The organism is Agrococcus sp. TF02-05 (assembly GCF_017565345.1).
GTDB lineage: Bacteria > Actinomycetota > Actinomycetes > Actinomycetales > Microbacteriaceae > Agrococcus > Agrococcus pavilionensis.
Genome location: NZ_JAGEKO010000004.1, coordinates 426557 through 444060, shown reverse-complemented (window position 1 = coordinate 444060; position 17504 = coordinate 426557). Strand labels below are relative to the sequence as shown.

General features: G+C 72.3%; 30 protein-coding genes. 28 read left to right on the top strand and 2 right to left on the bottom strand.

Features of this window, described 5'->3' with window-relative positions:
• Window positions 1-5: 5 nt before the first annotated feature.
• From rplV to map, 17 genes are all read left to right on the top strand, one after another.
• On the top strand, window positions 6-374 hold the full coding sequence (gene rplV / locus JQT67_RS06065) for a 50S ribosomal protein L22 (RefSeq protein ID WP_021010890.1): 369 nt from the start codon (window positions 6-8) through the stop codon (window positions 372-374).
• A complete protein-coding gene (gene rpsC / locus JQT67_RS06060; protein WP_021010889.1) occupies window positions 374-1108 on the top strand; it encodes a 30S ribosomal protein S3 in 735 nt (244 codons plus the stop codon). Before rplV ends, rpsC begins: the two co-directional genes overlap by 1 nt.
• Before the next feature lie 2 nt (window positions 1109-1110).
• Window positions 1111-1530: a 50S ribosomal protein L16 gene (gene rplP, locus JQT67_RS06055; protein WP_021010888.1), complete on the top strand. Its 420-nt coding sequence runs from the start codon at window positions 1111-1113 to the stop codon at window positions 1528-1530.
• Window positions 1530-1847 carry a 50S ribosomal protein L29 gene (gene rpmC / locus JQT67_RS06050; protein ID WP_021065047.1) on the top strand — a complete coding sequence of 106 codons (318 nt, stop codon included), beginning with the start codon at window positions 1530-1532 and terminating at the stop codon, window positions 1845-1847. The genes rplP and rpmC overlap by 1 nt, the downstream gene beginning before the upstream one ends.
• A complete protein-coding gene (gene rpsQ, locus JQT67_RS06045; protein WP_021065046.1) occupies window positions 1847-2131 on the top strand; it encodes a 30S ribosomal protein S17 in 285 nt (94 codons plus the stop codon). Before rpmC ends, rpsQ begins: the two co-directional genes overlap by 1 nt.
• A gap of 25 nt (window positions 2132-2156) precedes the next feature.
• On the top strand, window positions 2157-2525 hold the full coding sequence (gene rplN, locus JQT67_RS06040) for a 50S ribosomal protein L14 (RefSeq protein ID WP_021010886.1): 369 nt from the start codon (window positions 2157-2159) through the stop codon (window positions 2523-2525).
• A gap of 3 nt (window positions 2526-2528) precedes the next feature.
• Window positions 2529-2900 (top strand): 50S ribosomal protein L24, encoded by a 372-nt coding sequence (gene rplX / locus JQT67_RS06035; protein WP_021010885.1) that lies wholly within the window; start codon window positions 2529-2531, stop codon window positions 2898-2900.
• A complete protein-coding gene (gene rplE / locus JQT67_RS06030; RefSeq protein WP_031223885.1) occupies window positions 2893-3453 on the top strand; it encodes a 50S ribosomal protein L5 in 561 nt (186 codons plus the stop codon). The genes rplX and rplE overlap by 8 nt, the downstream gene beginning before the upstream one ends.
• An 81-nt stretch (window positions 3454-3534) precedes the next feature.
• On the top strand, window positions 3535-3933 hold the full coding sequence (gene rpsH, locus JQT67_RS06025) for a 30S ribosomal protein S8 (RefSeq protein WP_021010883.1): 399 nt from the start codon (window positions 3535-3537) through the stop codon (window positions 3931-3933).
• 6 nt (window positions 3934-3939) lie between these two features.
• Window positions 3940-4476 carry a 50S ribosomal protein L6 gene (rplF, locus tag JQT67_RS06020; RefSeq protein WP_021010882.1) on the top strand — a complete coding sequence of 179 codons (537 nt, stop codon included), beginning with the start codon at window positions 3940-3942 and terminating at the stop codon, window positions 4474-4476.
• Window positions 4476-4847, top strand: coding sequence for a 50S ribosomal protein L18 (rplR, locus tag JQT67_RS06015; protein WP_021010881.1), 372 nt, complete (start codon window positions 4476-4478; stop codon window positions 4845-4847). The genes rplF and rplR overlap by 1 nt, the downstream gene beginning before the upstream one ends.
• Entirely contained in the window at window positions 4844-5554 is a 711-nt protein-coding gene (gene rpsE / locus JQT67_RS06010; RefSeq protein WP_021010880.1) for a 30S ribosomal protein S5, read from the top strand. The genes rplR and rpsE overlap by 4 nt, the downstream gene beginning before the upstream one ends.
• Window positions 5551-5739 (top strand): 50S ribosomal protein L30, encoded by a 189-nt coding sequence (gene rpmD / locus JQT67_RS06005; protein WP_021010879.1) that lies wholly within the window; start codon window positions 5551-5553, stop codon window positions 5737-5739. Before rpsE ends, rpmD begins: the two co-directional genes overlap by 4 nt.
• Window positions 5732-6196 carry a 50S ribosomal protein L15 gene (gene rplO, locus JQT67_RS06000; RefSeq protein ID WP_021010878.1) on the top strand — a complete coding sequence of 155 codons (465 nt, stop codon included), beginning with the start codon at window positions 5732-5734 and terminating at the stop codon, window positions 6194-6196. The genes rpmD and rplO overlap by 8 nt, the downstream gene beginning before the upstream one ends.
• 60 nt (window positions 6197-6256) lie before the next feature.
• Window positions 6257-7588, top strand: coding sequence for a preprotein translocase subunit SecY (secY, locus tag JQT67_RS05995; RefSeq protein ID WP_208063914.1), 1332 nt, complete (start codon window positions 6257-6259; stop codon window positions 7586-7588).
• Window positions 7589-8170 (top strand): adenylate kinase, encoded by a 582-nt coding sequence (locus JQT67_RS05990; protein WP_021010876.1) that lies wholly within the window; start codon window positions 7589-7591, stop codon window positions 8168-8170. It abuts the gene before it with no gap.
• Window positions 8170-9000 carry a type I methionyl aminopeptidase gene (map, locus tag JQT67_RS05985; RefSeq protein ID WP_021010875.1) on the top strand — a complete coding sequence of 277 codons (831 nt, stop codon included), beginning with the start codon at window positions 8170-8172 and terminating at the stop codon, window positions 8998-9000. Before JQT67_RS05990 ends, map begins: the two co-directional genes overlap by 1 nt.
• A 9-nt stretch (window positions 9001-9009) precedes the next feature.
• On the opposite strand, the gene JQT67_RS05980 is transcribed toward map, so the two are convergent.
• Together JQT67_RS05980 and JQT67_RS05975 are read right to left on the bottom strand one after the other, a co-directional pair.
• Entirely contained in the window at window positions 9010-9429 is a 420-nt protein-coding gene (locus JQT67_RS05980; protein ID WP_243755664.1) for an ImmA/IrrE family metallo-endopeptidase, read from the bottom strand.
• Window positions 9374-9850, bottom strand: a complete 477-nt coding sequence (locus tag JQT67_RS05975; RefSeq protein ID WP_021065043.1) for a helix-turn-helix transcriptional regulator — start codon at window positions 9848-9850, stop codon at window positions 9374-9376. The genes JQT67_RS05980 and JQT67_RS05975 overlap by 56 nt, the downstream gene beginning before the upstream one ends.
• A gap of 41 nt (window positions 9851-9891) precedes the next feature.
• Here JQT67_RS05975 and JQT67_RS05970 point away from each other — a divergent pair, with 41 nt between their 5' ends.
• The 11 genes from JQT67_RS05970 to JQT67_RS05920 all read left to right on the top strand — a co-directional run bounded on the left by JQT67_RS05970 (window position 9892) and on the right by JQT67_RS05920 (window position 17496).
• On the top strand, window positions 9892-10209 hold the full coding sequence (locus JQT67_RS05970) for a helix-turn-helix transcriptional regulator (protein WP_208063913.1): 318 nt from the start codon (window positions 9892-9894) through the stop codon (window positions 10207-10209).
• An 80-nt stretch (window positions 10210-10289) separates the two neighbouring features.
• The gene (locus JQT67_RS05965; RefSeq protein WP_021010872.1) at window positions 10290-10568 is read left to right on the top strand and encodes a hypothetical protein; all 279 of its coding nucleotides are present in this window, start codon (window positions 10290-10292) and stop codon (window positions 10566-10568) included.
• Window positions 10565-11158, top strand: coding sequence for a hypothetical protein (locus JQT67_RS05960; RefSeq protein ID WP_208063912.1), 594 nt, complete (start codon window positions 10565-10567; stop codon window positions 11156-11158). The genes JQT67_RS05965 and JQT67_RS05960 overlap by 4 nt, the downstream gene beginning before the upstream one ends.
• Before the next feature lie 12 nt (window positions 11159-11170).
• Window positions 11171-11731, top strand: a complete 561-nt coding sequence (locus tag JQT67_RS05955; protein ID WP_208063911.1) for a hypothetical protein — start codon at window positions 11171-11173, stop codon at window positions 11729-11731.
• Window positions 11728-12144 carry a hypothetical protein gene (locus JQT67_RS05950; protein WP_208063910.1) on the top strand — a complete coding sequence of 139 codons (417 nt, stop codon included), beginning with the start codon at window positions 11728-11730 and terminating at the stop codon, window positions 12142-12144. The genes JQT67_RS05955 and JQT67_RS05950 overlap by 4 nt, the downstream gene beginning before the upstream one ends.
• Window positions 12141-13265: a hypothetical protein gene (locus JQT67_RS05945; RefSeq protein ID WP_208063909.1), complete on the top strand. Its 1125-nt coding sequence runs from the start codon at window positions 12141-12143 to the stop codon at window positions 13263-13265. The genes JQT67_RS05950 and JQT67_RS05945 overlap by 4 nt, the downstream gene beginning before the upstream one ends.
• Window positions 13262-13870, top strand: coding sequence for an ATP-binding cassette domain-containing protein (locus tag JQT67_RS05940; RefSeq protein ID WP_021010867.1), 609 nt, complete (start codon window positions 13262-13264; stop codon window positions 13868-13870). The genes JQT67_RS05945 and JQT67_RS05940 overlap by 4 nt, the downstream gene beginning before the upstream one ends.
• Window positions 13867-14757 (top strand): ABC transporter ATP-binding protein, encoded by an 891-nt coding sequence (locus tag JQT67_RS05935; protein WP_208063908.1) that lies wholly within the window; start codon window positions 13867-13869, stop codon window positions 14755-14757. Before JQT67_RS05940 ends, JQT67_RS05935 begins: the two co-directional genes overlap by 4 nt.
• Window positions 14754-15518, top strand: a complete 765-nt coding sequence (locus tag JQT67_RS05930) for a hypothetical protein (protein ID WP_208063907.1) — start codon at window positions 14754-14756, stop codon at window positions 15516-15518. Before JQT67_RS05935 ends, JQT67_RS05930 begins: the two co-directional genes overlap by 4 nt.
• Before the next feature lie 86 nt (window positions 15519-15604).
• Window positions 15605-15859, top strand: a complete 255-nt coding sequence (locus JQT67_RS05925; protein ID WP_021010864.1) for an HPr family phosphocarrier protein — start codon at window positions 15605-15607, stop codon at window positions 15857-15859.
• A gap of 41 nt (window positions 15860-15900) precedes the next feature.
• Window positions 15901-17496 carry a PTS mannitol transporter subunit IICB gene (locus JQT67_RS05920; RefSeq protein ID WP_208063906.1) on the top strand — a complete coding sequence of 532 codons (1596 nt, stop codon included), beginning with the start codon at window positions 15901-15903 and terminating at the stop codon, window positions 17494-17496.
• The last annotated feature ends 8 nt before the right edge of the window (window positions 17497-17504 follow it).

Sequence of the window (17504 nt, the reverse complement as noted above, 5' to 3'; positions counted from 1 at the left end):
AGGCAATGGTTGAGTCGATCGCTCGCGTTCGTCACATCCGCGTGACCCCTCAGAAGGCCCGCCGCGTCGTCGACATGATCCGCGGCAAGCAGGCCGAAGAGGCCCTCGCGATCCTGAAGTTCGCCCCCCAGGGCGCCTCGGAGCCGGTGTTCAAGCTCGTCGCCTCGGCGATGGCGAACGCCCGGGTCAAGGCGGACCAGGCGAACGAGTACCTCGACGAGCAGGACCTCTACGTGGCCCGCGCGTTCGTCGACGAGGGCACCACGCTCAAGCGGTTCCAGCCGCGTGCACAGGGTCGCGCGTTCCGCATCAACAAGCGGACGAGCCACATCACCGTCGTGCTCGCGACGCCGACCACGGAGGACGAGAAGTAATGGGACAGAAGGTCAACCCGTACGGCTTCCGCCTCGGCATCACCACCGACCACGTGTCGCGCTGGTTCGCCGAGTCGACGAAGCCGGGGCAGCGCTACGCCGACTACGTCGCCGAGGACGTCCGCATCCGCAAGATGCTGAAGACGAGCCTCGACCGCGCCGGCGTCGCCCGCATCGAGATCGAGCGCACCCGCGACCGGGTCCGCGTCGACATCCACACCGCCCGCCCGGGCATCGTGATCGGCCGCCGCGGCGCCGAGGCCGAGCGCATCCGCGCCGACCTCGAGAAGCTCACCGGCAAGCAGATCCAGCTGAACATCCTCGAGGTCAAGAACCCCGAGGCCTCGGCGCAGCTCGTCGCGCAGGGCATCGCGGAGCAGCTCAGCGCTCGCGTGGCGTTCCGCCGCGCGATGCGCAAGGGCCTCCAGTCGGCGCAGCGCGCCGGCGCCAAGGGCGTGAAGATCAAGGTCTCGGGCCGCCTCGGCGGCGCCGAGATGAGCCGCAGCGAGTCGTACCGCGAGGGCCGCGTGCCCCTGCACACCCTCCGGTCGAACATCGACTACGGCTTCTACGAGGCCCGCACGACCTTCGGCCGCATCGGCGTGAAGGTCTGGATCTACAACGGTGAGCTCACCAACCGCGAGCTCGCTCGCGAGCAGGCGAACCAGAAGCCGCAGCGAGAGCGTCGGGGCCCCCGTCGCGACGCGCCGGCCGCAGCAGGAGTCGAGGCGTAATCATGCTCATCCCCCGTCGAGTCAAGCACCGCAAGCAGCACCACCCGAAGCGCTCGGGCCAGGCGACCGGTGGCACGAAGGTCAGCTTCGGCGAGTTCGGCATCCAGGCGCTCACGCCTGCGTACGTCACGAACCGGCAGATCGAGTCCGCGCGAATCGCCATGACCCGTCACATCAAGCGTGGCGGCAAGGTGTGGATCAACATCTACCCCGACCGTCCCCTCACGAAGAAGCCCGCCGAGACCCGCATGGGCTCCGGCAAGGGCTCGCCCGAGTGGTGGGTCGCCAACGTCAAGCCGGGCCGCGTCCTCTTCGAGGTCGCCGGTGTCGACGAGCAGCTCGCGCGCGAAGCGCTGACGCGAGCCATCCACAAGCTGCCGCTCAAGGCACGCATCATCAAGCGCGAGGAGGCTGACGCATAATGGCGATCGGTTCCAAGGAGCTCATGCCCGCCGAGCTCGCCACCATGGACGACGAGCGACTCGTCGTCGAGCTGAAGCGGGCCAAGGAGGAGCTGTTCAACCTGCGCTTCCAGTCGGCCACCGGCCAGCTGGACTCGCACGGCCGCCTGCGCGCCGTCAAGCGCGACATCGCGCGGCTCTACACCGTGATCCGCGAGCGCGAGCTCGGCATCAGCGCCTCCCCGGCGCCCGTCGAGAAGCCGGCGGACAAGAAGAAGTCGAAGAAGGCCGACGCGGCCCCGGCTTCTGAGAAGGACGAGAAGGCTGAGGACAACTGATGGCTAGCACCGAGCAGAAGGACGAGACCGTCCAGCGCGGTTACCGCAAGTCGCGCATCGGCTACGTCGTCTCCGACAAGATGGAGAAGACGGTCGTCGTCGAGGTCGAGGACCGCGTGAAGCACCCGCTGTACGGCAAGGTCATCCGCAAGTCGTCCAAGGTCAAGGCGCACGACGAGCAGAACGCAGCCGGCATCGGCGACCGCGTCCTGATCGCAGAGACCCGCCCGATGAGCGCGACCAAGCGGTGGCGCATCGTCGAGATCCTCGAGAAGGCCAAGTAGGCCTCGGCCTCGAAGGAGATCCAGAATGATCCAGCAGGAATCCCGCATCAAGGTCGCCGACAACACCGGCGCCAAGGAGCTCCTGACCATCCGCGTGCTCGGCGGCTCCGGCCGTCGCTACGCCGGCCTCGGTGACACCATCGTGGCCACGGTCAAGGACGCCATCCCCGGCGGCAACGTCAAGAAGGGCGACGTGGTCAAGGCCGTCGTCGTCCGCACCGTGAAGTCGACGCGCCGCGCCGACGGCTCGTACATCAAGTTCGACGAGAACGCAGCGGTCATCCTCAAGAACGACGGCGACCCCCGCGGCACCCGCATCTTCGGACCCGTCGGTCGCGAGCTCCGCGACAAGCGCTTCATGAAGATCGTGTCGCTCGCACCGGAGGTGATCTGACCCATGGCCAGCATCAAGAAGGGCGACCTCGTCGTCGTCATCGCCGGCGCGCGCGAGTCGCGCGGCGGCGACCGGGGGAAGACCGGTCGCGTGATCGAGGTCCTGCCCGAGCAGAACCGCGTGATCGTCGAGGGCGTCAACCTCGTCACCAAGCACATCAAGGTCGGGCAGACCAACCGCGGCACCCGCACGGGCGGCATCGAGACCCACGAGGCCCCGATCCACGTGTCGAACGTCGCGCTCGTCGACCCCGAGACCAAGAAGCCCACCCGCGTGCGCCGCGAGGTCAAGAGCGTCGAGAAGAACGGCGTCACGACCACGACGAAGGTCCGCGTCGCGACGAAGTCGGGCAAGGAGATCAAGAGCAATGACTGACACCGCTGTGCGCCTCCCGCGGCTCAAGCAGCAGTACCGCGAGACGATCATCCCGTCGCTCCGCGAGGAGTTCGGGTACGCCAACGTCATGCAGGTGCCGGGCCTCACGAAGATCGTCGTGAACACCGGCGTCGGCGAGGCCGCGCGCGACTCGAAGGTGATCGAGGGCGCGATCCGCGACCTCACGCAGATCACCGGCCAGAAGCCGATGGTCACGAGCGCCCGCAAGTCGATCGCGCAGTTCAAGCTGCGTGAGGGCATGCCGATCGGCGCGCACGTCACGCTGCGCGGCGACCGCATGTGGGAGTTCCTCGACCGCCTGCTGACGCTCGCCCTCCCGCGCATCCGCGACTTCCGCGGCCTGAGCCCGAAGCAGTTCGACGGCAACGGCAACTACACGTTCGGCCTCCAGGAGCAGTCGGTGTTCCACGAGATCGACCAGGACAAGATCGACCGCGTCCGCGGCTTCGACATCACCGTCGTCACGACGGCGAAGAACGACGACGAGGGTCGCGCGCTGCTCAAGGCGCTCGGCTTCCCCTTCCAGTCCTGACCCCATCGGCGCCGCCGGCGCCGAGCAGATTCAAGGTCGCTGTCCGCGGAACGGGCAGCGAAACCAGAACGGAGAACACCCATGACGATGACCGATCCGGTCGCCGACATGCTGACGCGTCTGCGCAACGCCAACACGGCGATGCACGACGAGGTCACGCTGCCGTCGTCGACCCTCAAGGCGAACATCGCCGAGATCCTCGAGCGCGAGGGCTACATCACGAGCTGGAAGGTCGAGGACGCGCGCGTCGGCAAGACCCTCACGCTCGGCCTGAAGTACGGCCCCAACCGCGAGCGCGCGATCTCGGGCATCAAGCGGGTCTCGAAGCCGGGCCTGCGCGTCTACGCGCGCTCGACCGAGATCCCCCAGGTGCACGGCGGCCTCGGCGTCGCCATCCTGTCCACGAGCTCGGGCCTCCTCACGGACCGTGAGGCCGAGCAGAAGGGCGTCGGCGGGGAAGTCCTCGCCTACGTGTGGTGAGCTGACATGTCACGAATCGGACGTCTCCCCATCGACATCCCCGCGGGTGTCGAGGTCACGGTGAACGACGGCGTCGTCACCGTCAAGGGCCCGAAGGGCGAGCTGCAGCTGCAGGTCGCGCAGCCCATCGAGGTCGAGGTCGTCGACGGCCAGGTGCAGGTCACCCGCCCCGACGACGAGCGCGAGTCGCGCTCGCTGCACGGCCTCACCCGCACCCTCATCGCGAACGACATCGTCGGCGTCACCGAAGGCTACTCGAAGGCTCTCGAGGTCGTCGGCACGGGCTACCGCGTGCAGGCCAAGGGCACCGGGGTCGAGTTCGCGCTCGGCTACTCGCACCCGATCAGCGTCGAGCCGCCCGCCGGCATCACGCTCACGGTCGAGGGCAACAACAAGGTCACCGTCAGCGGCATCTCGAAGCAGGCCGTCGGCGAGGTGGCTGCGAACCTCCGCAAGCTGCGCAAGCCGGAGCCCTACAAGGGCAAGGGCGTGCGGTACGCGGGCGAGCAGATCCGCCGCAAGGCTGGAAAGGCTGGTAAGTGATGGGCATCGGTACCCGAGGCAAGAGCAAGTCGGCTGCCCGCGGTCGTCGTCACGCACGCCTCCGCAAGAAGATCGTCGGCACCCCGCTGGTGCCGCGCCTGGTCGTCACCCGCTCGGCACGCCACGTGTTCGTGCAGGTCGTCGACGACTCGCAGGGCGTCACGGTCGCATCCGCGTCGACGATGGAGGCCGACCTCCGCGCCTTCGACGGCGACAAGACCGCGAAGGCCAAGCGCGTGGGCGAGCTCGTCGCCGAGCGCGCCAAGGCTGCCGGCATCGAGTCGGTCGTCTTCGACCGCGGCGGCAACCGCTACGCCGGCCGTGTCGCGGCGATCGCCGACGGCGCACGAGAGGCAGGGCTGGGACTGTGAGCGAAGAGAACAAGGACACGCAGGTGACGGACACCACGCAGCAGCCTGCTGCTGAGGCCGCGACGACGGCCGACCACCGCGACGAGCCGCGCGAGCAGCGCCGGGGGAGCCGCGACCGCGGCACCCGCAACGAGCGCGGCCGCCGCGACGACCGCACGGAGAACCAGTTCCTCGAGCGCGTCGTCACGATCAACCGCGTCTCGAAGGTCGTCAAGGGCGGCCGCCGCTTCAGCTTCACGGCGCTCGTCGTCGTGGGCGACGGCGACGGCCTCGTGGGCGTCGGCTACGGCAAGGCCCGCGAGGTCCCGACGGCGATCTCGAAGGGCGTCGAGGAGGCGAAGAAGAACTTCTTCCGCGTCCCGCGCATCGGCCGCTCGATCCCGCACCCCGTGCAGGGCGAGGCCGCTGCCGGCGTCGTGCTGCTGCGCCCCGCAGCCGCCGGTACCGGTGTCATCGCGGGTGGCCCCGTGCGCGCCGTGCTCGAGTGCGCCGGCATCCACGACGTGCTGAGCAAGTCGCTCGGCTCGTCGAACTCCATCAACATCGTGCACGCCACCGTGGCGGCGCTGCGGATGCTCGAGGAGCCCCGCGCCGTCGCCGCTCGCCGTGGCCTCGACCTCGACCGCGTGCTGCCCAAGCAGCTCGCGCGCATCCAGGCCGAGTTCACGAAGCACGAGGCCGAGATCGCGAAGGCGGCATCGAAGTGAGCAAGCTGAAGATCACGCAGATCAAGTCCGTGATCAGCGAGAAGCAGTACCAGCGCGAGACGCTCCGCTCGCTGGGCCTCAAGCGCATCGGCCAGTCGGTCGAGCGCGAGGACAACGAGCAGAACCGCGGTTACGTCAACACGGTTCGGCACCTCGTCAAGGTCGAGGAGATCCAGAATGACTGACAAGAACGAGTCGACCGAGCTGCCGTCGCTCAAGGTGCACCACCTCCGGCCCGCGCCGGGCGCGAAGACCGCCCGCACGCGCGTCGGCCGCGGTGAGGCATCGAAGGGCAAGACGGCCGGTCGCGGCACCAAGGGCACGAAGGCCCGCAACTCCGTGCGCGCCGGCTTCGAGGGCGGCCAGCTCAACAGCGTCATGCGCGCCCCGAAGCTGCGCGGGTTCAAGAACCCGTTCCGCACCGAGTACCAGGTCGTCAACGTCGGGCAGCTGCAGTCGCTCTACCCGAACGGCGGCGACGTCACGGTCGCCGACCTGGTGGCCAAGGGCGCGGTCCGCAAGAACGAGCTCGTGAAGGTGCTCGCCGGCGGCGAGCTCACGGTCGCGCTCACGATCGACGTCGACAAGGTGTCGTCGGCGGCCGAGCAGAAGATCGTGGCCGCAGGCGGCTCCGTCAAGTAAGTAGGCTGAGGGGCGGTCCGTTCGCGGGCCGCCCCGATTGCCATTCCCGGAAGGCTGCACGTGTTCAGTGCCATCGCACGCATCTTCAAGACGCGCGACCTGCGTCGGAAGATCCTCTTCACGCTCGCGATCGTCGCGATCTTCCGGCTCGGGTCGTTCATCCCCGCGCCGTTCGTCGACTACAGCAACGTGCAGCAGTGCATCGCGGCCAACTCCCAGGCCACCGGGCTCTACCAGCTCGTCAACCTGTTCTCGGGTGGCGCGCTGCTCCAGCTGAGCATCTTCGCGCTCGGCATCATGCCCTACATCACCGCCGCGATCATCGTGCAGCTGCTGCGCGTGGTGATCCCGCACTTCGAGACCCTCTACAAGGAGGGCCAGCAGGGCCAGGCGAAGCTCACGCAGTACACGCGCTACCTCACGATCGCGCTCGGCGTGCTGCAGTCGACGACGCTCATCACCGTCGCGCGCTCCGGCGCCCTCTTCTCGGCGACCGGCGGCCCCTCGCTCCCGCAGTGCCAGAACCTGCTGACGAACGACTCGTGGTGGTCGATCGCGCTCATGATCATCACCATGACCGCGGGCACGGGCCTCATCATGTGGCTCGGCGAGCTCATCACCGAGCGCGGCATCGGCAACGGCATGTCGCTGCTCATCTTCACGTCGATCGCGGCGACCTTCCCCGGCGCCCTCGGCATCATCTTCGAGACGCAGGGCGTCAACACCTTCATCATGGTGCTGCTCGTCGGCGTGCTCATCATGGGCCTCGTCGTCTTCGTCGAGCAGTCGCAGCGACGCATCCCCGTGCAGTACGCCAAGCGCATGGTCGGCCGGCGCATGTACGGCGGGCAGTCGACGTACATCCCCATCAAGGTCAACATGGCCGGCGTCGTGCCCGTCATCTTCGCCTCGTCGCTGCTCTACCTGCCGGCGCTCGTCGCGCAGTTCAACATGCCGGCGGACGGCACCGCCCCCGCTGACTGGGTGCTGTGGGTGCAGGCGAACTTCACGACGGGCGACCACCCGCTCTACATGCTGGTGTTCTTCCTGCTCATCGTCGGCTTCACGTACTTCTACGTCGCGATCACCTTCAACCCCGAGGACGTCGCCGACAACATGAAGAAGTACGGCGGCTTCATCCCCGGCATCCGCGCGGGCCGCCCGACGGCCGAGTACCTCGACTACGTGCTCACGCGCATCACGTTCCCGGGATCGCTCTACCTGGGGCTCATCGCCCTCATCCCGCTCATCGCGCTCGCCACGGTCGGCGCGAACCAGAACTTCCCGTTCGGCGGGGCTTCGATCCTCATCATCGTCGGCGTCGGCCTCGAGACGGTCCGCCAGATCGACGCGCAGCTGCAGCAGCGCCACTACGAAGGGCTCATCCGCTAAATGGCGAACCTCCTCATCGTCGGCCCGCCCGGAGCGGGCAAGGGTACCCAGGCAGCTCGGCTGGCCGCGGCACTGCGCGTGCCAGCGGTCTCGACCGGGGACATCTTCCGCCAGAACATCAAGGAGCAGACCGAGCTCGGCAAGCGGGTCACGGCCATCCTCGACGCGGGGGAGTACGTGCCCGACGAGCTCACGAACGAGCTCGTCGACGACCGGCTCGCGCAGCCCGACGCCGAGCGCGGCTACCTCCTCGACGGCTACCCGCGCACCGCGGGCCAGGTCGAGTACCTCGACGGCGTGAACCTGCGCCGCGGCGAGCAGCTCGACGCGGTCGTGCGGCTCATCGCCGACACCGACGAGGTCGTCCGCCGACTCTCGGCCCGCGCGCTCGAGCAGGGCCGCAGCGACGACACCGAAGAGGTCATCCGCCACCGCCTCGACGTCTACGAGCGCGAGACCGCGCCGCTCATCGCGATCTTCGAGGAGCGCGGCCTCGTCGTCGAGGTCGACGGCATCGGCGCGGTCGACGAGGTGACCGAGCGCATCCTCGCGGGCCTCGCGGCTCGCGGCATCGAGGCCTGATGCGCGGCCGCGGCCCCTACAAGTCGCGCCGCGAGCTCGCCGGCATGCGGGAGCCCGGTCGCATCACCGCCCTCGCGCTCGAGGCGGTCGAGCGCGCCATCGCGCCGGGGGTCACGACGCTCGAGCTCGACGCGATCGCCGAGCGCGTCATCCGCGAGCACGGCGCCGTGCCGAACTTCCAGCTCGAGCCCGGCTACGAGCACACGCTGTGCACCAACGTGAACGACGTGGTCGTGCACGGCATCCCGAACGGCACGCCGCTGCAGCCGGGCGACATCGTCACCGTCGACTGCGGTGCGACGATCGGCGGCTTCCACGGCGACGCCGCGATCTCGGTCGTCGTGCCGGGCGGCGACCCCGCGCTGACGGATGCGCGGCAGCGGCTGAGCGACGTCACGCACGACGCGCTGTGGGCCGGGATCGCCGCGCTCGCCGGCGCGAAGCAGCTCGGCGAGGTCGGCGCGGCGATCGAGGAGCACATCGAGGCGCACAGCGACTACGGCATCAGCGAGGACTACATCGGCCACGGCATCGGCCGCGCGATGCACGAGGAGCCGCCGGTCTTCAACTACAGCACGCGCGTCAAGGGGCCGGCGGTCAAGCCGGGGCTGTGCGTCGCGATCGAGCCGATCATCCACGCGAAGGGCACCGCGACGACCGTCGACGCCGACGGCTGGACGGTGCGCAGCGCCGACGGCTCCGACGCATGCCAGTGGGAGCACTCCGTCGCGGTCCACTCCGGCGGCATCTGGGTGCTGACCGCGCTCGACGGCGGCGCCTCCCGGCTCGCGCCGCTCGGCGTCGAGCCGGTGCCGATCCCGGATCGCTGACGCGGCGGCTCACGCGGCGCGGCGCACGCCGCGATGCTCCCGGTAGTCCCGCACGATGTCGATCGTGACGCCCAGCTCGTCCGCGAGCTCGGCGTCGTCGCGCGCCCACCTGCACGCCTCGGCGAGCGCCCGCGGATCGATGAGCAGGCGCGCGGCGAACCGCTCCGCGGCGCGCTCGTCGGCTGCCGACGAGCCGACGTGCGAGAGCAGCGCGTGCCCGAGCTCGTGGGCCAGCACGCAGCGCTGCTCGACGGGCGTGAGGCCGCGGGCGAGCAGGATGCGCTCGCGCTCGTGCTCGTAGGCGCCGAGGCAGCCGGCCGGGAGCGCTGCGACGTGCACCTCGAGCCCCGCGTGCGCGCACAGCCGGACGAGCTCACTCAGCGTGGGGCTCGTCCCTTCGAGCGATGCCGCGCCGCGCCGCAAGTCCATGGATGTCGCGCTCCTCGAGTCCGCCCTCGTCGTGGATGGCGGTGAGGGTAGGGCCGACCGCTGACACCTCGCCCGCCCGCACGTGCGCGGCGAGCGTCGCGATCGCGGCGTCGGCGGCGAGGTGCCTGCGATCGGCGGGCACGCTCGAGAGCAGCTCGGACATCACGGCGACCCAGAGCTCGACCTCGGGGTCGCGCGGCTGCGCATCGGTGGCGAGGCCCAGCGCTGCGAACAGCCGTCGGAGGACGTCCTCCTGCGGAGCGCCGGCACCGCGCTCGATGTTGCTCACGGTCGTGCGGTCGACCTCCGCGAGCGTCGCGAGCGCCTTCTGGCTGAGGCCGCGGCGCACGCGGGCGGGTCGCACGAGCTCGGCGTAGCGCGCGCGCTCGCTCGCGCTCGCGCCGCGAAGGTGGATGGACATCGCTCGACCCCGTTTCCTGCGTCACCCCATTATCCGCACGATTGCCGAACACCGATCACGGTATTCGACGGTTGTTCGACATGCAGCGGCAAGATCGGCTACCCGTTGTCGAGAAGTGGTTGCGCTGGCGTCGAAAACCTGGCACGCTTTCCGACATGGCGGTCGAATCGCGCATCGGGACCTCACTCGCATCGCTGCGCTCGCACGCCGGCATGACGCAGCACGCGCTCGCCGATCGCGCCGGCACGCCGGTCGCGACGGTCGTCGGCGTGGAGGACGGCTCGATCGAGCCGCCCGCGTCGCTCGTGGCGCGCTTGGCGGCGGCCATCGCGGCGCGGCTGCGGGAGGAGGGCGAGTGATGGCGTCGCGGGCGACGCCCACGGTCTCGTGCCGCGCGGCACGAGCACCCGGCGAACGGGTGGGAAGAAGGAGTCAACTCATGCAGATCGAATCGAAGCGCGGCCGTGCGGCCGTGTGGACGGCATCGGCGGCCGTGACGGTCGTCGGCCTGGCGGCGGCAGGCGTGTCGCTGTCGTGGCTCATGGCCAGCTTCGGGCTGTCCGGCATCGCGGCCGCGCAGGTCGTCGCGGCCATCGAGATCGGCGGTGCGGCCCTCGCCGTCGTCGCCGCGCTCTTCTCGGGCGGCCTCCTCGGGGCGGTCATCTCCACGGTCACGTGGTACTTGAAGCGGAAGCTCCGCACGCTGGCCATCCGATGAGCCGGAGCACGGTCGGCGCCGCGAGCGAGCGGGGCGCGCTCCGGCTCGCGCTCGCGTCGTCGGCCGTGCTCGCCGCCGGTCTGCTGGGCGCGACCTCGGCGGCCACCGCTGCGGCTTCCGGTGACATCGCTGCCGCCAACGCGGCGGCCGTCGCCGGCGGATCGATCGACTCGGCCGTGCTCGCCGCCGACGGCAGCGCGCTCGGCATCGCCGCGAGCAACCTCGCAGCCATCGCGCTGCTTGCGTCGGGCGCGCCGGTGCTCGGGTCGCTCACCCTCGTGGGCATCGCGCTCATCGGGATCGGCATCGGCGTCTCGGCCGCTTCGGTCGTCGCGGCCCTCGGAGCGGTGGAGACGCTCGCGCGCATCGCTCCGTACATCGTCTTCGAGGCCGCCGCGGTGCTGCTCGCGGCGACAGCGGGCCTGCTGCCCGTCGCGCACGTCGCGTCGGCATGGCTGTGCACAGGGCGACGCCCGACCGCTGCGTACGCGATCGGGCTCGGCTACGGTCTGCGCCTCACGGCCGTCGCCGCGCTGCTCGTCGTGCTCGCGGCCGTCGCGGAATCGCTCTGCGTCGCTCGCGGCGCGTGAAGGGAGGAAGCCATGGATGCGCCCATCCGGGCGGGGGTCGCTCGCCCCGCGCTCGAACGGTCGACGACCTCGGCGGTGGTCTGGTGCGTCGTGCTCGCGCTCGTGAGCGCGCTGCTGCTCGTGCGCCTGCCGATCCTCGTCGACGTCGCCGCGGCTGCAGGGCAGGAGGCTGCGGACGCGCTCGGCGATGCGGCGCTCGCGGCTGCCGCGACGACGGTCGGAGCGGTGAGCGCCATCGCGCTGCACCTGCTCGTCCTCATCGTCGCGGCCGTGATCGCGACGTTGCTCGAGCGCTGGCTCGGGCCGGGCGCGCTGCGACCCGCGCGCGGCGCGGGCAGGGTGCGGCTCGGCGTCGCGGGCCTCGTGCTCGCGGTGCTCGTGCTCGGCCAGCAGGTCGCCGCGCTCGCGATGGGCGTCGCCGCCGTGCCGCGCGGCTGGCAGCTGTGGGTCGCGGCGATCGCGGTCGCCGCGGTCGCGCCGCTCGCCTTCCCCGCGGCACGGCGCTCGGCGCGGGACTACGCGCGCTCGCTCGCGGCGGCCGCGGCGACGGGGGTGCTGCTGTGCCTCGGGTGACGCGCGCGACCTTCCGCATCCCCGAGCTCGGCATCGCGCTGCCGCTCTCGCGCACCGGGGTCCGCGGGATCGCGCTCGCGCAGCTGCTGCTCGTCACGGGCGTGCTGAGCGCGGCGGCGACGGCCGACGTCGCGCCGGAGCTCCGGGTGGCGAGCACGTGGCTGACGCTCGCGGCCTCCGCCTGCGCGCTCGCGACGAGCGTGCCCGCGCTGGTCGACGGGCGCTTCCGCTTCCCGCTCGCCGGCGCGGGATCGGCCGTGACGGCGCGCGTAGCGATGACCCTCGTCGGCCTCGTGCGCACCTGGCCCGCGCACCTGTTCGGGTGGCCGCTGCTCACCGTCTCGATGCTCGCCGTCGCCTACCACCTCGTCGGCTCCGGGCATCGAGCCGCGCGTCGCTCGCGCGAGCCATGAGCGACGGGCGCGCGAGGGCTCGGCGGGCGACGGCGGCTGCCGCCGAGGTCGGCTGGGTCGTCGCGCACCACGCGCTGCCGGGATGGATGCTCGCCGCGCTCTCGAGCCCGCTGCGGCTGCCGCTGCTCGTGGCGTCGCTCAGCGCGCTCCTCGGCGTCGTGGCGGTCGCCGCGGCCGCCGTGCACCTCGCCGTGCGCCTGTCGCCCGAGGTCGCGGTGCCGGTGCTGCTCGCGGCGCTCGCGCTCGGGCCCGCCTCGCGCCTCGCGGTCGGCGCGATGCCGCCGCTCGTCGTGTCGCTCGACGCCGTCGCCGGACTGCTGCGCACCCTCGACCTCGGCGGCGCGCGAGGGTGGGGAGCGCTCGCGGCCGTCGCTCCGCTGCTGCCGAGCTCGAGCGTCGTGGCGGGAGCTGCATCGGTCTCGCTGTCGACCGCGGGCGACGGCCGCGCGGTCGCGGTGCTCGCGGCGGCAGCAGCGGGGATCGCCGGGGCGATGGCGGTCGCTGCCATCGGCGGGGGACGGCCGCTGCTCCGCGGCGCGGGGGCGCGGCTCGGCGCTGTGCTCGCGGCCGGCGTCGCGGCCTGGGCCGCGATCGCGGCCGGCTCGCTCGAGCTCGCGGCGCCGAGCGCGGAGCTCGCGGCGGCCTGGGCTGCGATCGCCGCGTCGCAGCCGCTCGTGCTCGCGATCGCGGCGGCGCCCGCGCTGTGGATCGCCACGCAGCTCCTGGCGCAGGATGCGCGCCCGCTCGAGCGGCTCGCGCGCGAGGTCGTGTCGTGCGGCGCCCCCTCCGCGGCGGTCGCTGCGACGCTCGCGGTCGCCGTGCTCGCGATCGGCGTAGCGGCGGCGCCGCTCTCGAGTGCGCTCGCGGCGCTCGCGGGGAGCGGCGCCGAGCGGCCGTGGGCGGCCGCGGCGATCGGCTGGTACGTCGCGGTGGCGGCGTCGACCGTCGTGCTGCTCGAGCCCGGCACCGAGCGCCTCGCGGTGCGCGCGCTGGCCTTCGCCATGCTCCTCGCCGCGCCGTGCCTCGTCGCGACCGGCGGCCTCGCCGCGGCGTGGCTGCTCCTCCCGGGCACCGCGCTCGTCGCGGTCGCCGTCGCGGCGACGCTCGGCAGGCGGCGGTGACGAGCGTGCTCATGGAGGGCGTCGGCATCGTGCCGGTCGGCCGCTCGCGCGTCCGCGTCCCCGACCTCGAGGGGCGCGCGCCGCGACTGCTGCGCCTCGTCGGTCGCAACGGGATCGGGAAGAGCACGGTCGTCGAGCTGCTCGCGGGCGCCGCGCGGCCGCCGCGCGGCCGCGTGCTCGTGGCGGGCAGGCTCGCGAGCGACCCGCTCGCGCGCGCTGGACGCACCGTGACGCGCAGCGAGCCCGCGCTGCTGCCGGCCGTGAGCCTCGAGCGGCACGCGCGCCTGTTCGGTCGCGCGGCGGGCGTCGGCGCCGATCGCGCGATCGCGGCGCTCGCAGCCGCCGGGCTCGAGGGCTGCCTCGCGATGCGCGCCGACGCCCTCTCCACCGGCCAGCGGCGCAGTGCGTGGGTCGTGCTCACGACCCTTCGCGAGGCCGGCGTCATGCTCCTCGACGAGCCGTTCCTCGGCCTCGACGACGAGGCCGCCGCGCGGCTCGCGGGGAGCGTCGAGCGCTGGGCGTCGACGCGGCTCGTCGTGCTCGTCGACCACGGCGAGCGCGCACTCGCCGCCGACACCGGTGTCGTGCGCATGGAGCCCGCATGAGGCCGGCGATCGAGGTCGCGGCGCTGCGCCGCGGCTACGGCGGTCGCACCGTGCTCGACGGCGTCTCCTTCCTCGTGCCGTGGGGCAGCGTGACGGGCTTCGTCGGCGTCAACGGCGCCGGCAAGACGACGACCCTCCGCTGCCTCCTCGGCCTCGAGCGCCACGAGGGCATCGCTCGCGTCGCGGGCGCCCGCTACCGGTCGCTCGGCACGCCCTTGCGCTCGGTCGGCTTCTGCGCCGATGCGCTGGGAGCCGCGCCCGGTGCGAGCGCTCGGTCGCACCTCGTACCGCTCGCCCTGCGCGCGGGCGTCGCGCCCGACGCGATCGACCGCACGCTGCAGGCGGTGGGACTCGCGGAGGCGCGCGGTCCGGTGCGCTCGTTCTCGCTCGGCATGCGCCGCCGCCTCGCGATCGCGGGAGCGCTGCTGCCCTCACCGCGCATCCTCGTGCTCGACGAGCCCTTCGACGGCCTCGACCCGGCCGGCCGGCGGTGGCTCTCGGCACTCCTGCGCGCGCACGCCGACAGCGGCGGGGCCGTGCTGCTCTCGGCGCACGCGCTCGACGAGATCGAGCCGCTCCTCGACCGGCTCGTGTGCCTCCACGGCGGACGCACGAGGTTCGAGGGCGACGTGGATGCGTTCCTGCGCGCGCACGCCGCGCCCGTGGTCATCGTGCGGTCGACGGAGGGCGACCGCTTCGCGGGAGCGCTGCGCGCGGCGAGCGCCGTCGTGCACGGCCGCGCGTCGGGCGCGCTCGCGGTGCGGGGGCTCGACCCCGAGCGCATCGCGCGCATCGCGGCACGGGAGGGACTGCTCGTGACGGAGCTCTCCCCTCGGCGCCTCTCGCTGAGCGCCGCGTTCGCCGCGGCGATCGAGGGCGGCCCGTGAGCGCCGTGCTGCGCGAAGCGAGGGCCGAGCTCGCGACGATGCTGCTGGGCCGGCGACCGTGGATCCCCCTGACGCTCGCGCTCGTCGGATCCGGCCTCGGCGGGCTCGCGACCGGCGCGCTCCTCGCGCACGCCGCGGCCTCGACCGACCTCGAGGCCGCGACCGTCGTCATCGCGCGCGGCTCAGCCGCGCAGCCCGCGATCGCCGTGCTCGCGAGCCTGGGCGTCGCCGCGCCCTACCGCGACGGCAGCTGGATGCATGCCGCGCTCGCCCACCCGAGACCGGCGCACCGGCTCGCGCTGTCGATCGGGTCGACGCTCGTGCCGGCGCTCCTCCTCGCGGCGCTCTCGAGCGCGGCGGCGCTCGCGGGCGCGGCGGCGCTCGTGCGCCCGAGCCTCGATGCGGCGCTCGTCGTCGTGAGCATCCACCTCGGCACCGCGGCCGCGTGGGCCGTGTGGATGGCCGCGCTCGCGCACGCCTCCCGCTCGCCGCTGCTCGTGCTCGCGGTCGGTCTCGCGCTGCCGCTGCTCGTCGAGCCGGGCATCGCCGGCGCGCTCGCCCTCGCGGGCCTCGACGGCGTCCGCTGGCTGCTGCCCGGCCAGGCGCTCCGCGCGGTCTCCGAGGGCATCGTCGCGGGCGGCACCGTGCTCGCCCCGATCGGTGCCGCCGAGCTGCGACTGGCCGCCGCGGCGCTCGTCGGCTGGAGCGCCGTCGCGGTGCTCGCGACCTGGGCGCGGCTGCGCGGCGGCCGCCCCCGCTGACGCCGCGGGATCCTGCCGACGGTCGGGGAACCGGTGGTACCGTGAGCGCCACCCGGCGTCCCGCCGGACCGAGTCAGAGGAGCAGCATGGCCGAGCGCACCGTCACCGTCGAATCGTCGCACGGCCTCCACGCGCGGCCCGCCTCCCTGTTCGCCCAGGCCGCCGCCAAGGCATCCGCCCCCGTCACCGTCGCCGTCGGCGACAAGCAGGTGAACGCGGCGAGCATCCTGTCGGTGATCTCGCTCGGCGTGAACAAGGGCGACACCGTGACGATCGCCTCCGACGACGAGGCGGCGCTCGACGAGCTCGAGCAGCTGCTCTCGACCGACCACGACGTGTAGGCGCCGCGAGCCCTGATCCGCCAGCGAGCACAGGAGCCGAGATGACCACCACCACAGCAGCCACGGCGTCCGGCAGCGGCGCCCGCGTCCGCGTCCAGCGGTTCGGCACGTTCCTCTCGGGCATGATCATGCCCAACATCCCCGCGCTCATCGCGTGGGGCATCGTCACGGCCCTCTTCATCGCCGACGGCCCGTTCCCGAACGAGGGCCTCGCGTCGATCGTGGGGCCGACGATCCACTACCTCCTCCCCATCCTCATCGCCGCGACCGGCGGTCGGATGGTCTACGAGGCGCGCGGCGCCGTGGTCGGCGCCTTCGCGACGCTCGGCGTGATCGCCGGCTCCGACTGGCTCATCGCGCAGTTCAACGCCGCCAACCCGCCCGCCGAGGGGCAGGGGGAGCTCGGCCAGGTGCACATGTTCATCGGCGCGATGATCATGGGCCCGCTCGCCGCGTGGGTGATGAAGAAGCTCGACGCGCTCTGGGAGGGCAAGGTCAAGGCGGGCTTCGAGATGCTCGTCAACATGTTCTCGGCGGGCATCGTCGCGTTCATCCTCGGCATCGCCGGCTTCTACCTGCTCGCACCGGTCGTCAACTGGATCATGGACGTCATCGGCGGTGCCGTCGGCTGGCTCGTCTCGACCGGCCTGCTGCCGCTCGCCTCGATCCTCATCGAGCCCGCGAAGGTCTTCTTCCTCAACAACGCCATCAACCACGGCGTGCTCACCCCGCTCGGCATCTCCGAGGCGGCGGAGCAGGGCAAGTCGATCCTGTTCCTGCTCGAGGCCAACCCGGGCCCGGGCCTCGGCGTGCTGCTCGCCTTCACGTTCTTCGGCGTCGGCGCCGCGCGCGCGACCGCGCCGGGCGCCGCCGTCATCCAGTTCCTCGGCGGCATCCACGAGGTCTACTTCCCCTACGTGCTCATGAAGCCGGCGCTGCTGCTCGCGGTGATCGCCGGCGGCATGACGGGCGTGGCGACCAACGCGCTCTTCGCGACCGGCCTGCGAGCGCCCGCGTCGCCGGGCTCGATCTTCGCGATCGTCGCGCAGACGGCGACCGACAGCTACCTCGGCGTCGTGCTCTCGGTCGTGCTCTCGGCGGCGGTGTCCTTCGCGGTCGGCGCGCTCATCCTGCGGCTGAGCCGCAAGCGCGACCTCGAGCGCGAGGCGGCCGGCGACGACGCGCTCGGCGCCGCCGTGGCGCAGACGCAGGCCAACAAGGGCAAGTCCTCCGAGGCCCTCGCCGGGCTCGCCGCCGCGGGCGCCGCGTCCGGCTCGGCCGCCGCTGCCCCGAGCGCGACCGACGGCCGGGCCGCGGTCTCGGCCGATCCGATCCGCTCGATCGTCTTCGCGTGCGACGCGGGGATGGGCTCGAGCGCGATGGGCGCGAGCGTGCTGCGCAACAAGATCAAGAAGGCGGGCATCGAGGGCGTCGACGTCAAGAACGTCGCGATCGCGGCGCTCGGGACCGACGTCGACCTCGTCATCACGCAGCAGGAGCTCACCGAGCGCGCCCGCCAGCGCACGCCCGGCGCGACGCACGTGTCGGTCGACAACTTCATGAACAGCCCCAAGTACGACGAGGTCGTCGAGATGGTGCAGCGCGCCAATCGCGACGGCAGCGACACGACCGCGTGAGGAGACCC

Coding starts and splice junctions, on each gene's coding strand:
- rpmC (WP_021065047.1), top strand. CDS start 1,530: ATGGCGATCGGTTCCAAGGAGCTCATGCCCGCCGAGCTCGCCACCATG.
- rplE (WP_031223885.1), top strand. CDS start 2,893: ATGACTGACACCGCTGTGCGCCTCCCGCGGCTCAAGCAGCAGTACCGC.
- rplX (WP_021010885.1), top strand. CDS start 2,529: ATGGCCAGCATCAAGAAGGGCGACCTCGTCGTCGTCATCGCCGGCGCG.
- JQT67_RS05925 (WP_021010864.1), top strand. CDS start 15,605: ATGGCCGAGCGCACCGTCACCGTCGAATCGTCGCACGGCCTCCACGCG.
- JQT67_RS05990 (WP_021010876.1), top strand. CDS start 7,589: ATGGCGAACCTCCTCATCGTCGGCCCGCCCGGAGCGGGCAAGGGTACC.
- JQT67_RS05975 (WP_021065043.1), bottom strand. CDS start 9,850: ATGTCCATCCACCTTCGCGGCGCGAGCGCGAGCGAGCGCGCGCGCTAC.
- rplO (WP_021010878.1), top strand. CDS start 5,732: ATGACTGACAAGAACGAGTCGACCGAGCTGCCGTCGCTCAAGGTGCAC.
- rpsH (WP_021010883.1), top strand. CDS start 3,535: ATGACGATGACCGATCCGGTCGCCGACATGCTGACGCGTCTGCGCAAC.
- rplV (WP_021010890.1), top strand. CDS start 6: ATGGTTGAGTCGATCGCTCGCGTTCGTCACATCCGCGTGACCCCTCAG.
- rpsC (WP_021010889.1), top strand. CDS start 374: ATGGGACAGAAGGTCAACCCGTACGGCTTCCGCCTCGGCATCACCACC.
- JQT67_RS05935 (WP_208063908.1), top strand. CDS start 13,867: ATGAGGCCGGCGATCGAGGTCGCGGCGCTGCGCCGCGGCTACGGCGGT.
- rplF (WP_021010882.1), top strand. CDS start 3,940: ATGTCACGAATCGGACGTCTCCCCATCGACATCCCCGCGGGTGTCGAG.
- JQT67_RS05960 (WP_208063912.1), top strand. CDS start 10,565: ATGAGCCGGAGCACGGTCGGCGCCGCGAGCGAGCGGGGCGCGCTCCGG.
- JQT67_RS05920 (WP_208063906.1), top strand. CDS start 15,901: ATGACCACCACCACAGCAGCCACGGCGTCCGGCAGCGGCGCCCGCGTC.
- JQT67_RS05980 (WP_243755664.1), bottom strand. CDS start 9,429: ATGGACTTGCGGCGCGGCGCGGCATCGCTCGAAGGGACGAGCCCCACG.
- rpsQ (WP_021065046.1), top strand. CDS start 1,847: ATGGCTAGCACCGAGCAGAAGGACGAGACCGTCCAGCGCGGTTACCGC.
- JQT67_RS05945 (WP_208063909.1), top strand. CDS start 12,141: ATGAGCGACGGGCGCGCGAGGGCTCGGCGGGCGACGGCGGCTGCCGCC.
- rplR (WP_021010881.1), top strand. CDS start 4,476: ATGGGCATCGGTACCCGAGGCAAGAGCAAGTCGGCTGCCCGCGGTCGT.
- JQT67_RS05965 (WP_021010872.1), top strand. CDS start 10,290: ATGCAGATCGAATCGAAGCGCGGCCGTGCGGCCGTGTGGACGGCATCG.
- rplN (WP_021010886.1), top strand. CDS start 2,157: ATGATCCAGCAGGAATCCCGCATCAAGGTCGCCGACAACACCGGCGCC.
- map (WP_021010875.1), top strand. CDS start 8,170: ATGCGCGGCCGCGGCCCCTACAAGTCGCGCCGCGAGCTCGCCGGCATG.
- rplP (WP_021010888.1), top strand. CDS start 1,111: ATGCTCATCCCCCGTCGAGTCAAGCACCGCAAGCAGCACCACCCGAAG.
- JQT67_RS05955 (WP_208063911.1), top strand. CDS start 11,171: ATGGATGCGCCCATCCGGGCGGGGGTCGCTCGCCCCGCGCTCGAACGG.